Here is a 14691-nt window from a genome sequence, read left to right on the forward strand (position 1 = left end):
GGTGGCGGCCCGGGTGCACCTGGTCGGGACACCGGGGCCGCCACCGCATCGCGGGTGACGCCAGGAGGTGGTCGGTCAGCCGACGGCGGCCAGGTCGGTCAGCCGAGCCAGCGAGTCCTCCAGGTCGGCGCCGACCCTGCGCAGGCCGAGCCGGAGAAGCGCGGCCTTGACCGGGCCGGCCGGCCAGCGTACGACGATGAGCCGCACGACCGTCCCACCCTCGTCCTCGTCCGGGGTGAGCTGGACGTATATCTCGGTGCGCGCCTCCGCTCGGGCACCGGCGCCCTTGGCCCGTTCCCGCCAGCCGATCAGGGTCGGTTCCTGGTAGGCGATCACTTCGGCCTCATGTGCGGCACCGCGCCCGGCCTGGACCAGTTGCCGTCTGCCGAAGCCCTCGCCCGAGAGCACCTCGGCCGCACGGACGCCGGCCAGCCAGGCCGGCAACTGCTCAGCGCGCTGTACCACGTCCCAGACCGCGTTCACCGGTGCCGTCACGTGCGCGCTGCGTTCCACGAGGATCATTTCCGTCTTCCTCCAGTGAGGACATCCCACAATATTCGGAACTGTATGCGCAAAAACGGACGTATGTGGACGGGTTAACAAAGACACGCCGAAAGGTATTGCCATCGACGCATCGACACCCTATGGCGCAGCGCTCCCACGACCCCTAGAGTTCCGAACACGTTTCGCGTTTCGCCGGGAGGGCGCATGCAGACCGCTCCGATGCCCGACTTCCCCACCGGATTCCGCTGGGGCGTCTCCACCTCCGCCTACCAGATCGAGGGCGCCGCCGACGCGGACGGTCGCGGACCCTCCATCTGGGACACCTTCGCCCACTCCCCCGGGCGCATCCTCGACGGCAGCACCGGCGACGTGGCCTGCGACCACTACCACCGCTATGCCGAGGACGTCGCGCTGATGGCCGGGCTCGGGGTGACCGCGTACCGCTTCTCGGTGGCCTGGCCCCGTGTGCTGCCCGCCGGCACCGGCCGGGTCAACGCCGCCGGGCTCGACTTCTACGAGCGGCTGGTGGACGAGTTGCTCGGCCACGGCATCGACCCGGTCGCCACGCTGTTCCACTGGGACCTGCCGCAGCCGCTCCAGGACGCCGGCGGCTGGCTGCACCGCGACACCGCGCACCGGTTCGCCGAGTACGCCGACGTGCTGGCCACCCGCCTCGGCGACCGGGTCAAGCTCTGGATCACCCTCAACGAGCCGTTCATCCACATGAGCCTCGGCCACGGCACCGGCGAGCACGCCCCCGGCAAGGCGCTGCTCTTCGACGCCTTCCCGGTCGCCCACCACCAACTGCTCGGGCACGGTCTCGCGGTCGCCGCGCTGCGCGCCCGCAGCAACAGCCCGGTCGCCATCGCCAACAACTATTCGCCGGTACGCGTGCTCGGCGACGACCCCGCCGACGCCGCCGCCGGGTACGCCTACGACGCGTTGCACAACCGGCTCTTCACCGACCCGCTGCTCGGCCGCGGCTACCCGACCGAGCTGGGCTTCGACACCAGCGTGGTCCACGACGGCGACCTCGACGTCATCGCCGCCCCGCTCGACGTGCTCGGGGTCAACTACTACAACCCCAGCGGCGTACGCGCCCCCGAGGAGGGCTCGCCGCTGCCGTTCACGCTGGTGCCGCTCACCGGGTACCCGCGTACCGCCTTCGACTGGCCGGTGGCACCGGACGGGCTCCGGGACCTGCTCGGCTGGCTGCACCGGCAGTACGGGTCGGACCTGCCCCCGATCCAGATCACCGAGAGCGGCTGCGCGTACGACGACACCCCGGACGCCGAGGGCCGGGTGCCGGACCCGGACCGGATCGCCTACCTGGACGGCCACCTGCGCGCGGTGCACGCGGCGATGGCCGACGGGGTCGACGTGACCGGGTACTTCGTCTGGTCCCTGCTGGACAACTGGGAGTGGGCCGAGGGCTTCACCAAGCGCTTCGGCCTGGTGCACGTCGACTTCGCCACCGGAGCGCGTACGCCCAAGTCCTCGTACTCCTGGCTGCGCGAGGTCATCGCGGCGGCCCGGCGGGAACCTCCGCGGTGACCACCGTCGACCCGACGCCGGCCTCGCTGCCGGCGGCGCTGGCGGAACCGACCGTGTCGGTGCGGCGCGGCTGGATCGCGCTGCTCTTCGCCGCGAACCTCGGCGTCTGGATGGCGTTCTTCACCCCGATCCAGGTGCTGCTGCCGCAGCAGCTCGGACAGATCGCGCCGACGAACAAGGAGACCATGCTGGCGGTGGTCACCGGGATCGGCGCGCTCGCCGCGGTGATCGTCAACCCACTGGTCGGGGCACTGTCGGACCGGACCTGCCTGCGGATCGGCGGTCGGGAGTTCGGCCGCCGGCACGTCTGGACCCTCGGCGGCGCGGTGCTCGGCGCGCTGTCGCTGGTACTGCTCGCCCAGGCGCAGACCGTGCTCGGCGTGGTCGTCGGCTGGGTCGCCGCGCAGACCTGCTTCAACGCGATGCTGGCCAGCCTGACCGCCGCCGTACCGGACCGGGTCCCGGTCGCCCAGCGCGGCGGCGTCTCCGGCTGGGTCGGCATCCCGCAGGCGCTCGGGCTGGTGCTCGGCGTCGTCCTGGTCACCGCCGTGGTCACCGGCAACGCCGCCGGCTACCTGGCGATCGCCGCCGCGGTGCTGCTGTTCGCGCTGCCGTTCGCGCTACGCACCACCGACGACCCGTTGCCGCGTACGCACCGACCCCCGCTGCGGGGACTGCTGGCCGGCATGTGGGTGTCGCCGCGCCGGTACCCGGACTTCGGCTGGGCCTGGATCACCCGGTTCCTGGTGCAGCTCGGCAACGCCTTCGGCACCCTCTACCTGCTGTACTTCCTCACCGACGAGGTCCGGGTGGCCGACCCCGAGGGCGGCCTGCTGGTGCTGATCCTGCTCTACACCGCCGGGCTGATGGCCACCACGGTGGTCGCCGGGCGACTGTCGGACCGCACGGGCAAACGCAAGATCTTCGTGATCGTCGCCGGGATGGTGATCGCGGTCGCGGCCATGCTGCTGGCCGTCGCCCCCACCTGGCCGATGGCGATCGTCGCCGCGCTGCTGCTCGGTGCCGGTTACGGGGTGTACCTGTCGGTGGACGCCGCCCTGATCACGCAGGTCCTGCCGAGGGCCACCGACCGGGCCAAGGACCTCGGCGTGATCAACATCGCCAACTCCGCCCCGCAGGTGCTCGGGCCGGCCGTCTCCGCCCCGATCGTGGTGTACCTGGGCGGCTACCCCGCCCTGTACGCCACCACCGCCGCGGTGACCGTCCTCGGCAGCATCCTGGTGCTGAAGATCCGTTCCGTCCCCTGACCCGCTGTGACGTAAGGAGGGGTCCCCTGTACGACACCAGGCGATAGCAGGGGACCCCTCCTTACATCTGTACGCTGGGGGCCGTGACAGTACGTGTGCGATTCGCCCCCTCCCCGACCGGTATGTTCCACGTCGGCGGCGCCCGATCGGCGTTGCAGAACTGGATCTTCGCCAAGCAGCAGGGCGGGGTGTTCGTGCTGCGTATCGAGGACACCGACGCCGCACGCAACAAGCCGGAGTGGACCGAGGGCATCCTGTCGGCGCTGGACTGGATCGGCATCGAGCGGGGCAGCTACGAGGGCCCGTGGTTCCAGTCCTCGTACGCCGACGAGCACCGGGCCGCCGCCGGACGGCTCCACGACTCGGGCCGCGCGTACTACTGCGACTGCACCCGGGAGGCCGTGCAGGCCCGGACCGGTAACCAGTACACCGGTTACGACGGGTACTGCCGGGACCGGGGACTGCCGCCCGGCGAGGGCCGTGCGCTGCGCTTCCGGACGCCCGACGAGGGCACGACGGTGGTCGTCGACCTGATCCGGGGCGAGCCGACCTTCGAGAACAAGCTCATCGAGGACTTCGTGATCGCCCGGGGCGACGGCTCGCCCGTCTTCCTGCTGGCCAACGTCGTGGACGACATGACGATGGGCATCACCCACGTGATCCGGGCCGAGGAGCACCTGCCCAACACCCCGAAGCAGCAGCTGCTCTGGGACGCGCTCGGGGTGAAGCCGCCGATCTGGGCGCACGTGCCGGTGGTGGTCAACGAGAAGCGGCAGAAGCTGTCCAAGCGGCGGGACAAGGTCGCGCTGGAGGCGTACCGGGACGAGGGTTACCTCGCCGCCGCGATGCGCAACTACCTGATGCTGCTCGGCTGGGCGCCCTCCAACGACCGGGAGATCGTGCCCTGGTCGGTGATCGAGGACGAGTTCCGGCTCGACGAGGTGAACCCGTCGCCGGCCTTTTTCGACGAGAAGAAGCTGCGGGCGTTCAACGGCGAGTACATCCGGGCGTTGTCGGTCGAGGAGTTCGTCGAGGTCTGCGGGCCGTGGCTGACCGGTACCGGCAGCATCCCGCCGCCGCCGTGGCAGCCCGACGAGTTCGATGCGGCCACGTTCGCGGCGGTGGCGCCGCTGGCCCAGACCCGTATCGCGGTACTCAGCGAGATCGTGCCGAACGTCGACTTCCTCTTCCTCGCCTCCCCGCTGATCGACGAGGCGGCCTGGGCCAAGGCGATGAAGGAGGGCTCGGGCGAGCTGCTGGACGACGCCATCGCCGCCTTCGCGGCGGTGACCTCGTGGGACGCGGCGACGCTGAAGACCACCATGGAGGAGGTCGGCACGGCGCGCGGTCTCAAGCTCGGCAAGGCCCAGGCACCGGTACGCGTCGCGGTCACCGGCCGGACGGTCGGGTTGCCGCTGTTCGAGTCGTTGGAGGTGCTCGGCGCCGAGCGCACCCTGACCCGGCTCCGCGCCGCCCGCGCCCGCCTGTTCTAGGGCTGCCGTGTGTAAGGAGGGGTCCCCTGCTAACGCCTCGTGCATAGCAGGGGACCCCTCCTTACATCCGTGCCGGCTGGCGGGCGGCGCGCTGGTGCGCCGGGAGCGTCCACGTCGGCAGGAGCAACGACACACCGAGCGCGACACCGAGCGCCACGCCGAACACCACTGCCCAGGACCACGTCGTACGCGCTACCCTGCCCCCCATCACCGCCAGCGCACAGGTAAGATCCGCCCCGCGTGTGCACGGCTGATCATCGGCCGATTCGCGATCACAGATAGTTCCAATTAGTGTTTCACCAGCTGCAACCAATCGTCGTTCCGCGGAGTCTTTGAAGTGGGTACCCGTCCTGTGGGGCATGGTCACCGACGTCGGCCCTCCAACGCGTGACCCCTGCAGCACAGCCGACCATCGACGGGGCGAGGAGGCGGCATGGTCCGACGGATGAGGCGACTGGCCGCGATAGCGGTCGGTGGAGTCGCTGCGGTGGTGTTGTCGCTGGCCTTCGTCGAGCCGGTCAAGGCCGCGCCGAAGGCGCCGCCGGCCGGTGTCGACATCACCGGGCACGGGCTGGCCGAGCCGTTGCGGCTGCGCCACGACGCCAACCCGGAGCAGGTCGCCGCCGTCATCGACCAGGTGAGCCGTTCCCTGGCACCGGCGCGCGCGCCCGAGAAGGCCGACCTCGGTCCGAAGTACACCGTGGTGGTGCTGGCCGGTGACACTCCGAAGCAGACCTACGACCTCTATCCGAAGGCGGTCGGTGGGCCGCGCGTCTACCGGCCGGCCAAGCAGCCGGACGCCCGCAAGACCACGGCGGCCTGGTTCCTCGGGCGGATCAGCATGTCGGAGACGCTGCGCACCGTCGGGGTGCCGCTGGAGCGGACGTACGAGGCGGTCAGCGGCGGGGTCGGCGGAGGCGAGCGGATCATCCCGGAGGACGCGCTCAACCCCGCCCAGGACATCAACGAGGCCTTCAGCGAGCTGCGCCGCCTGCTCCTGCTGAACGTCGCGGTGATGCTGGTGATCACCCTCGGGCTGGCCGGGATCGCGCTGCTGGTCCGCCGCCGGACCCGCTGAGCCTCAGCACCAGCGCCGCCGGACCTGCGGCACCTCGCGACACCAGCGCGGCCGGACCCGCCGAACCTCAGCGACCAGCACCGCCGGGCCTCCACGCCACGCGACGCCGCAACCGCTCCTCAGCACCAGCGGCGTGGGGGGCGTTCCCGGCGTACCGCCCGCAGTGCCGGGCGGACCGGGCCGTGCCGATGGCCGCCGGCCCAGCCGGGCAGGTCGCTGCGGCAGCCGCCGGTGACCGGCTCCGGGACCACGGCCTCGCCCGTACGCTGACGCGGCACCACGGGGTCGACGGGGCGCGGGCGCACCGGAGCGGAGTCCTCCTCGGGACGCTCGGCCGACCGTCCCGGCGCGGCTTCGCCCGGGTGGGCCAGACCGATGAGCCGGCGGTGGTGTTTGGCGGGGAACGGCTGCTCGTGCGACCCCGGTCGGCAAGGCTCTCCCTGGGCGCAGCCGTGCTCAGCCTCCCCGTGCGCCATCGGTGTCTCCTCACGCTCGCCCTCACCCGCCGGTGCCCACCCGACGTGCCTCGTTACCGTACTGGCCGGCTCCGACGGGCCGTGCAGCGCGTACCGGGTGGGTGCTCCCGGGACTGCCGACGCCTGCCGGCGAGGTCCAGCTCAGGACATGTCAGGCTAGGCGGGTGAGCGAGTCGGTCGGGACGGACCTGTCGGCCACGCTGCGCCGGATCGAGCGGGCAGCAGGTGCGTTGGCCACGGCGAGTGTGGCGCGGATGGACGACACCCTGCCCTGGTTCCGGGACCTGCCCGCCGACCAGCGGTCCTGGGTGATGGTGGTGGCGCAGGCCGGCGCGCGGTCCCTGGTGCAGTGGCTGCGCTCCGACGGCGGCCCCCACGAGGGCACCCAGGAGGTCTCCGACGAGGTGTTCGCCACCGCGCCGCAGGCGCTGGCCCGGTCGATCACCCTCCAGCAGACCGTCGCCCTGATCAAGGTCACCATCGACGTGGTCGAGGAGCAGGTCGACGACCTGGCCGCGCCGGGCGAGGCGGCGCAGTTGCGCGAGGCGGTGCTGCGCTACTCCCGGGAGATCGCCTTCGCCGCGGCCCGGGTCTACGCCCGGGCGGCCGAGTCGCGTGGTTCCTGGGACGCCCGCCTCCAGGCTCTGCTGGTCGACGCGCTGCTGCGAGGTGACTCGCCGGACGTGCTGGCCAGCCGGGCCGCCGCGCTCGGCTGGACGGACGCGCCGCCGGTCGCGGTGGCGGTCGGCCCCTCCCCCGGCGGTGAGGTCGCCGCCGTGCTGCACACGGTCTACCGGCAGGCCCGGCGGGTCGGGGTCGAGGTGATCGGCGGGGTGCACGGGGACCGGTTGGTGATCGTGCTCGGCGGGGCGGCGGATCCGGTGGCGGCCACCGCCGAACTGTTGTCCGCCTTCGGTGACGGTCCGGTGGTCGTCGGCCCCTCGGTACCGAGCCTGGACGAGGCCACCGAGTCGGCCCGGGCCGCGTTGGCCGGGTACCGGGCGGCTCCGGCGTGGCCGGCCGCGCCCCGACCGGTCCACGCCGGTGACCTGCTGCCCGAGCGCGCCCTGGCGGCTGACGCGGAGGCCCGCCGGCGGCTGCGGCACGACGTGTACGCGGTGCTGGTGCGCGCCGGCGGCGAGCTGCTGGAGACGCTGGACGCCTTCTTCGCCGCAGGCGGCACGCTGGAGAGCGCGGCACGGGCGCTGTACGTGCACCCGAACACGGTGCGTTATCGCTTGCGGCGGATCTCCGACGTCACCGGTTTCAGCCCGTTGTCGCCCCGGGACGCCTTCGCGCTGCGGGTGGCGCTGACCGTCGGCCGACTGGACCCGGTGGTGCCGACCCCGACATTGGCCCCACCGACCGGTAAAAGATCACAGGTTGGCGATGACCAGCACCAATCTTTGTAGGATCTCTCCAAAGGTCCTAGTGCGGTTTGGTACCGGTCCGCACAGCGCAACCGGTGGGTATCCGGGAGAGTCATAGACGTGCTCGCCGTACTCTGCCCCGGCCAGGGTTCTCAGAAACCCGGCTTCCTGACTCCCTGGCTCGACCTGCCCGGCGCCGAGGCGCGGCTGCGTCACTGGTCCGCGCTGGCCGGCGTCGATCTGGTGCACCTGGGCACCGACGCCGACGCCGAGGAGATCCGGGACACCGCCCGTACCCAGCCGCTGCTGGTCGCCGCCGCCCTGCTCGCCGCCGAGCACCTGCCGTTGCAGGACGTGGCGCTGACCGCCGGGCACAGCGTCGGTGAACTCGGCGCGGCGGCGTTGGCCGGCGCGCTGCCGGCGGACGCCGCGATCTCCCTCGCCGGGGTACGCGGCCGGGAGATGGCCGCCGCGTGCGCGCTGGAGCCGACCGGCATGGCCGCGGTCCTCGGCGGCGACCCGGACGAGGTGCTCGCCGCGGTCGAGGGGCACGGGCTGCACGCCGCGAACCGCAACGGCGCCGGGCAGGTGGTCGCCGCCGGTGCGATCGACGGCCTGGAGAAGTTGGCCGCCGAGCCGCCGGCTCAGGCGCGGGTCATCCGGCTCCAGGTGGCGGGCGCCTTCCACACCCCGTACATGGCTCCCGCAGAGGCGGCGCTCGCCACGGTGGCGGCCGACGTCACCACCGGCGACCCGACGCGGATCCTGCTCTCCAACCTCGACGGCACCGCCGTCCGGGACGGCGCGGAGATGCTCCAGCGGCTGGTCCGCCAGGTCACCTCCCCGGTCCGCTGGGACCTGTGCATGGCCACCCTCGCCGACCTCGGGGTGACCGGTGTGATCGAGCTGCCGCCCGCAGGCACGCTCTCCGGCCTGGTCAAGCGCGAGCTCAAAGGCCCCGGCCTGCCGGAGATCGTGACCCTGAACACCCCGGACAAGCTGCCCGCCGCCCACGACCTGATCGCCCGCGTCGCCGGAGGTCAGGCGTGAGCGCCGTCCACCTCAGTCCGTCCGAGTCTCGTGCCGAGATCGACCGTAGGAAGGGCTCGTCATGAGCGGCAGTCGCATCGTGTCCATGGGGCACTACCAGCCGTCCCGGGTGGTGACCAACGACGAGATCGCCCAGCTGGTGGAGACCAACGACGCGTGGATCCGGGACCGGGTCGGTATCGCCAGCCGGCGGATCGCCGGTGACGAGACGGTCGCCGACATGGCCGCCGCCGCCGCCGACAAGGCGCTGGCCAACTCCGGGCTGACCGCCGCCGACATCGACCTGGTCGTGGTGGCCACGTGCACCTCGATCGACCGCAGCCCGAACGTGGCCTGCCGGGTCGCGGCCAAGCTGGGCATCGACGCCCCGGGGGCGTTCGACCTCAACACCGCCTGCTCCGGATTCGCGTACGCGCTGGGCACCGTGGACCACGCGGTCCGCGCCGGTGCCAGCCGCAACGCCATCGTGATCGGCGCGGAGAAGCTGTCCGACTTCATGGACTGGAACGACCGCTCCACCTGCATCATCTTCGGTGACGGGGCGGGCGCCGCGGTGGTCAGCGCCACGCCCGAGGGCGAGCCGGCCGGTATCGGCCCGGTGGTCTGGGGCTCGGTGCCGGAGCGCGGCGACGCGGTACGCATCGAGGGCTGGCGCCCGTACATCGCGCAGGAGGGTCAGACGGTGTTCCGCTGGGCCACCACCGCCCTGGCGCCGCTGGCGTTGCAGGCGTGCGAGCGGGCCGGGGTCGACCCGTCGGAGCTGGCCGCGTTCGTCCCGCACCAGGCCAACACCCGGATCATCGACGGCATCGCGAAGCGGCTGAAGATCCCGCAGGCGATCGTCGCGAAGGACCTGATCGAGTCCGGCAACACCTCGGCGGCCAGCATCCCGCTGGCCCTGTCGAAGCTGGTGGAGCGCCGCGAGGTGCCCTCCGGCGCGCCGGTGCTGCTGTTCGGTTTCGGCGGTGGCCTGACCTATGCAGGTCAGGTCGTCCGCTGCCCCTGATACCTCCTCGGCGCGTAGGCGCAGAGGTGTGACGGACGGCGTCGCCGACCGTCGAGAAATCCCGATGAGAGGAATCCACCGCAATGACCCGTGACGAGATCACCGCCGGCCTCGCCGAGATCCTCGAAGAGGTTGCCGGGGTGAACCCGGACGACGTGGCCGAGGGGAAGTCCTTCACCGACGACCTGGACGTCGACTCGCTCTCCATGGTGGAGGTCGTGGTCGCGGCCGAGGAGAAGTTCGGCGTCAAGATCCCGGACAACGAGGTCCAGAACCTCAAGACCGTCGGGGACGCCGTGAGCTACATCGAGGCGCAGTCCTGATCATGAGTCGTCCTGACGTCGTCGTCACCGGGCTCGGCGCGACCACCCCGCTGGGCGGGGACGTCGCGTCGACCTGGGACGCCATGCTCGCCGGCCGCTCCGGGGTGAGTGCGCTCACCCAGGAGTGGGCCGGTCAGTTGCCGGTCCGGATCGCCGCCCAACTGGCGGTCGATCCCTCCACCGTCCTGGACCGGGTGAAGCTGCGCCGGCTGGACCGCTCCGAGGCGATCGCGTTGATCGCCGCCCACCAGGCCTGGGCCGACGCCGGCCTGGTCGACGCCGGAGCGGACCCGGAACGGATCGGGGTCAGCATCGGCTCCGGCATCGGTGGCGCGGTCACCCTGCTCAACCAGGACGACATCCTGGAGGCGTCCGGCCCCCGGCGGGTCTCCCCGCACACCGTGCCCATGCTGATGCCCAATGGTCCCGCCGCGTGGGTGGGTCTGGAACTCGGCGCCCAGGCCGGCGTGCACTCGGTGGCCAGCGCCTGCGCGACCGGCGCGGAGGCGATCGCGCTGGGTCTGGACATGATCCGGTCCGGTCGGGCCGACGTGGTGGTGGCCGGTGGCACCGAAGCGGTGATCCACGCGCTGCCGATCGCCGGTTTCGCCTCGATGCGGGCCATGTCGACCCGCAACGACGAGCCCGAGCGGGCCTCCCGGCCGTGGGACAAGGGCCGGGACGGCTTCGTCCTCGGCGAGGGTGCCGGCATCGTGGTGCTGGAGCGCGCCGAGCACGCCGCCGCCCGGGGCGCCCGGGTGTACGCGCGGCTTGCCGGCGCCGGTATCACCTCCGACGGCTACGACATCGTCCAGCCCCACCCGGAGGGCGCCGGCGCGATCCGGGCCATCGCGAAGGCGATCGCCGACGCGGACGTGGACCGGGCCGACATCAGCCACGTCAACGCGCACGCCACGTCCACCCCGGTGGGCGACATCGCCGAGATCAAGGCACTGCACGCGGCACTGGGTGACCACCCGGTGCTGACCGCCACCAAGTCGATGTCCGGGCACCTGCTCGGCGCGGCCGGCGCGTTGGAGTCGATCGCCACCATCCTGTCGATCCGCGACAGCGTGATCCCGCCGACGATCAACCTGGACGACCCGGACGACGGCCTCGACCTCGACGTGGCCGCCGGCAAGGCTCGCCACATGGACGTCCCCGCCGCGCTGAACAACTCGTTCGGTTTCGGCGGGCACAACGTGGCACTCGTCTTCACCCGGGCCTGAGCCGCCCCGGGCGGCGCAGGCCGCGACAGCACCGCCTCGGCTCCGCCGACGCACCACGCGTCGGCGGGGTCGAGGCGTCTTCCGACCCGGTCGGCCCCGGCCGGTCGTCGCCGGTCAGCCGCAGGTGGTGGCGGGCAGTCCGGAGACCTTCACCGGGGACCGTCCGCGCGGCGCGGCCTTGCCGGCCAGTACGTCGGCGAGCGCCGTCATCGAGGCCCGGCTCGACGAGTACGTGGCCAGCAGCGTCGGCGAACTCGCCCCCGCCAGCACGTACGGGGTGTCCATGGCGACGGTGACGGCGGCACCGGAGCGCAGGTCACCGGCCCCGTCGCCGTACCCGACGAGGTGCACGACCGTGCCGCCGCTCGCCACCACCTGCACCCCGGCCTCGGTGAGCGCCTCGGTCAGCGCGGTGCGGGTGTGCGCCCGCCCGCCGGAGGAGGTGACGGTGACCGGGCCCTTCACCCCGCTGGTGTCGCACCGGCCCTTGAACACGGTCACCGCACCGGCGGCCAGGGCATCAGCGGCCTCACGGTGCGCCGGGGCGCCCAGCGTGGACATCTCCGGCACCGGCTTGTCGGCCAGGGTGAACTTCATGGTCAGTACGCGGGTGGCCGCCTCCACCAGGCGGGCCCGGGGCAGCGAACCGTCCCGCAGCGCCGTCAGCAGCCCGTCGTACGCCTGACCGACGTGCGGCGGCATGAGGATCAGGTCGTTGCCGGCCTTGAGGGCGCGTACCGCCGCCTCACCCGGCCCCCAGCGGCGGGCCGGCGGCATGTTCATGCCGTCGGTGATGACCACGCCCTGGAACCCGAGTTCGCCGCGCAGCACGTCGGTGAGCAGTGTGCGGGAGAAGGTGGCGGCCACTCCCGGATCGACCTCCGCCACGTCGAGGTGGGCGGACATCACGGCCAGGGCGCCCGCCTCGATGCCGGCGGTGAACGGGGGCCACGCCTCGGCGGCGAGCTTCTTGCGTGACTGCGTGAGCACCGGCAGGTCCTCGTGCGAGTCGACGGCGCTGTGCCCGTGCCCGGGGAAGTGCTTGACGGTGGCCGCCACGCCGGAGGCCTGCAACCCCCGGACCGCACCACCGACCTGTCCGGCGGCACGGCTCGGGTCCGCGCCGAACGACCGGGACCCGATCACCGTGCTCCGCTTCACCAGGACGTCGGCGACCGGCGCGAAGTCGAGGTTGATCCCCATCGCGGCCAGCTCGGTGCCGGCGGCCCGCCAGGCGGCCTCGGTCAACGCCGGATCGTCGGCCGCACCTGCGGCGAGCGCGCTGGGCAGCATGGTCACCCCGTCGGTGATCCGGGTGACCACGCCGTACTCCTGGTCGGTGCCGATCAGGAACGGTGCCGTGCCGGCGGGCAGCTTGCCGGCGGCCTCGCGCAGGCCGGTGGTGAGCTGGCGGACCTGCTTCGGGTTGTCGACGTTGGTGGTCGCCTGGTTGCTCTGGGTGGGATCGTCGGCGCTGAAGCCGACCAGGATCAGGCCACCGAGCCGGTACTTCTCGATCATCTCGGCCGGGGTGTCCACGCCGCCGAGGTTGCGGTTGCCGGCGGCCGAGCCGGCCGAGACCTCGGTGGCCTGGTCACCGTAGGCGTACGGCATCAACACCTGCCCCACCAGGTCCTCGTCGGCGAGTTCGGCGACCAGCGCGGCGGCCCGGGTGGCCGGGCCGTCGGGCGGTGCGCTCGACGGCGGTGCCGGTTCGCTGGCCGGGGCCGACGACGGGGCGGCCCCCGGTCGCTGCCCGGCTCCCGAACAGCCGGTGGCGAGTAACGCGGTCACGGCGACGAACGCGGCGACGACGCGCCGAGGGGTAGTCGACACGCGGCCCATCCCACCAGCTCACCGCGTATCGGGGCAACTCGACCGTCAGCCAGTGGACGGACGTGCCGGTACGCCGCCGGAGGTGGCGGGCCTCGGGTCCGCTCGCTCAGCCGACGCGGGTGAGCAGGGTCACCGGCGCACCGTCCCCGGCGTAGCGGTACGGCTCCAACTCGGCGTCCCAGGCGGTGCCGAGCGCCTTGTCCAGCGCGTGCGCGAGCGCCTCCGGTCCCCGGGCGGCGGCCATCAGGCTGCGCAGCCGGTCCTCGCCGAGCTGGATGTCACCGGCGGCACCGACCGTGGCCCGGAACAGGCCACGCCCCGGCACGTACATGAAACGTTCGCCGTCGGCGCCCGGACTGGGTTCTTCGGTCACCTCGAAACGGATCATGGGCCACTGCCGGAGGGCAGCAGCCAGCTCGGCGCCCGTTCCCGGGCGACCGGACCACCCGCACTCGGCCCGGCGGACGCCGGGATCGACGGGTTGAGCCGTCCATTGCAGATTGACCGGCGCGGCAAGGACGCGCGCGATCGCCCACTCGACGTGTGAACACACGGCGAGCGGGGTCGAATGGACGTATACGACGCCACGCGTTGGCACGGTGACCTCCCGGAGAGCGAGGTGCGTCTTCCCCTACGACCTCGACCCGGACCGGGTGCGTTGCTGGAACACATGATGACTCCTGTGACGGATGGTGCGCCAGCGAATCGGGAAATCCGCCGGTCGGAATACCCGGACAGGTGACTGTGGTTCCACCTCGTGACGCCGCGACGACCAGCCGGAATCGTGGCTCGTGTACAGTTCCATCGGCGGCCTGTGCCGCGTACAGCCTCTGCGGGTCACCCGTTCGGTGCTCCCGCACCAGCCCCCGGACGTTTCCCGTCCTCCGTACGTCTTGCAAGGAGTACCTCCGTGGCGAGCAACACCTCTAAGACCGCGCGCGCGTCAGTCCGGGCCGGCCAGGCTGGCCAGGGTGGCGCACTCAGCGTGCTGGGCGAGTTCAAGTACCTCATCCCGCTCAACGGCGGCAAGCACGCCTACGTGCGGAACCTGACCAACGGCAAGACCGCGCACCTGCGCACCGACTCCGAGGCCTTCGTCGAGGAGATCCGGGTGCTGGCCGCCGCCGGGCACGCCACCAAGATCCGGGCGGAGATCAACGGCCTCAACGCCGCCCACCCGGGCGACGGCTGGGACGCCACCGAGAAGCGCCTGGTCGAGGCCGGCGTCTTCGAGGGCTGAGCCCCGCACCACACCTCGCACCACCACGAACGCCCGCCGGGTCCACCCGGCGGGCGTTCGCGCGTCCCCACCCCCACCGCGCCCCCACCCCACCCCGCCCCGCCCCGGCGGCCTCGCCCCGCCCCCGCCCCCGCCGATCATGGAGTCATGGCGGCAACGAAACACCTCATAACACCCCATAACTCCAACCACAAGTCCATGATCGCGCGGGACAGGACGGCAGCGATCGCGCGGGACAGGACCGGCAGCGGGACACAGGGCACG

General features: G+C 72.3%; 13 protein-coding genes and 1 pseudogene. 10 read left to right on the top strand and 4 right to left on the bottom strand.

The window, feature by feature from the left end:
- Positions 1-75 precede the first annotated feature (75 nt).
- Positions 76-522: an SRPBCC family protein gene (locus ACFYTT_RS24480; RefSeq protein ID WP_131054674.1), complete on the bottom strand. Its 447-nt coding sequence runs from the start codon at positions 520-522 to the stop codon at positions 76-78.
- Positions 523-708: 186 nt separating this feature from the next.
- Between ACFYTT_RS24480 and ACFYTT_RS24485 the strand changes: the two genes are divergently transcribed.
- From ACFYTT_RS24485 to ACFYTT_RS24500, 4 genes are all read left to right on the top strand, one after another.
- Entirely contained in the window at positions 709-2058 is a 1350-nt protein-coding gene (locus ACFYTT_RS24485) for a GH1 family beta-glucosidase (RefSeq protein ID WP_387262582.1), read from the top strand.
- Positions 2055-3326, top strand: a complete 1272-nt coding sequence (locus ACFYTT_RS24490) for an MFS transporter (protein ID WP_387262585.1) — start codon at positions 2055-2057, stop codon at positions 3324-3326. Before ACFYTT_RS24485 ends, ACFYTT_RS24490 begins: the two co-directional genes overlap by 4 nt.
- A gap of 83 nt (positions 3327-3409) precedes the next feature.
- Positions 3410-4819 (top strand): glutamate--tRNA ligase, encoded by a 1410-nt coding sequence (gltX, locus tag ACFYTT_RS24495; RefSeq protein WP_387262587.1) that lies wholly within the window; start codon positions 3410-3412, stop codon positions 4817-4819.
- 433 nt (positions 4820-5252) lie between these two features.
- A complete protein-coding gene (locus ACFYTT_RS24500) occupies positions 5253-5897 on the top strand; it encodes a hypothetical protein (RefSeq protein ID WP_131054678.1) in 645 nt (214 codons plus the stop codon).
- A gap of 119 nt (positions 5898-6016) precedes the next feature.
- Here ACFYTT_RS24500 and ACFYTT_RS24505 read toward each other — a convergent pair whose 3' ends face one another.
- Positions 6017-6373: a hypothetical protein gene (locus tag ACFYTT_RS24505; protein WP_176094985.1), complete on the bottom strand. Its 357-nt coding sequence runs from the start codon at positions 6371-6373 to the stop codon at positions 6017-6019.
- Between the two features lie 101 nt (positions 6374-6474).
- Between ACFYTT_RS24505 and ACFYTT_RS24510 the strand changes: the two genes are divergently transcribed.
- The 5 genes and pseudogenes from ACFYTT_RS24510 (at position 6475) to fabF (ending at position 11351) form a co-directional block, all read left to right on the top strand.
- Positions 6475-7785, top strand: a complete 1311-nt coding sequence (locus tag ACFYTT_RS24510) for a CdaR family transcriptional regulator (RefSeq protein WP_303393504.1) — start codon at positions 6475-6477, stop codon at positions 7783-7785.
- Positions 7786-7863: 78 nt separating this feature from the next.
- Positions 7864-8781: pseudogene (locus tag ACFYTT_RS24515) on the top strand (ACP S-malonyltransferase); the annotation flags it as partial.
- Between the two features lie 73 nt (positions 8782-8854).
- Positions 8855-9799 (top strand): beta-ketoacyl-ACP synthase III, encoded by a 945-nt coding sequence (locus ACFYTT_RS24520; protein ID WP_131051840.1) that lies wholly within the window; start codon positions 8855-8857, stop codon positions 9797-9799.
- An 83-nt stretch (positions 9800-9882) separates the two neighbouring features.
- On the top strand, positions 9883-10122 hold the full coding sequence (locus ACFYTT_RS24525) for an acyl carrier protein (protein WP_007072348.1): 240 nt from the start codon (positions 9883-9885) through the stop codon (positions 10120-10122).
- A 2-nt stretch (positions 10123-10124) separates the two neighbouring features.
- Entirely contained in the window at positions 10125-11351 is a 1227-nt protein-coding gene (fabF, locus tag ACFYTT_RS24530; RefSeq protein WP_131051841.1) for a beta-ketoacyl-ACP synthase II, read from the top strand.
- A gap of 114 nt (positions 11352-11465) precedes the next feature.
- On the opposite strand, the gene ACFYTT_RS24535 is transcribed toward fabF, so the two are convergent.
- Both ACFYTT_RS24535 and ACFYTT_RS24540 read right to left on the bottom strand, forming a co-directional pair.
- Positions 11466-13196, bottom strand: a complete 1731-nt coding sequence (locus ACFYTT_RS24535) for a glycoside hydrolase family 3 protein (RefSeq protein WP_387262592.1) — start codon at positions 13194-13196, stop codon at positions 11466-11468.
- A 97-nt stretch (positions 13197-13293) separates the two neighbouring features.
- A complete protein-coding gene (locus ACFYTT_RS24540) occupies positions 13294-13785 on the bottom strand; it encodes a DUF3145 domain-containing protein (protein ID WP_131051843.1) in 492 nt (163 codons plus the stop codon).
- A gap of 312 nt (positions 13786-14097) precedes the next feature.
- On the opposite strand from ACFYTT_RS24540, the gene ACFYTT_RS24545 reads away from it, so the two are divergent.
- Positions 14098-14427 (top strand): hypothetical protein, encoded by a 330-nt coding sequence (locus tag ACFYTT_RS24545; RefSeq protein WP_117229745.1) that lies wholly within the window; start codon positions 14098-14100, stop codon positions 14425-14427.
- Positions 14428-14691 lie beyond the last annotated feature (264 nt).

Source organism: Micromonospora sp. NPDC003816 (genome assembly GCF_042874705.1).
Classification (GTDB): Bacteria; Actinomycetota; Actinomycetes; order Mycobacteriales; family Micromonosporaceae; genus Micromonospora.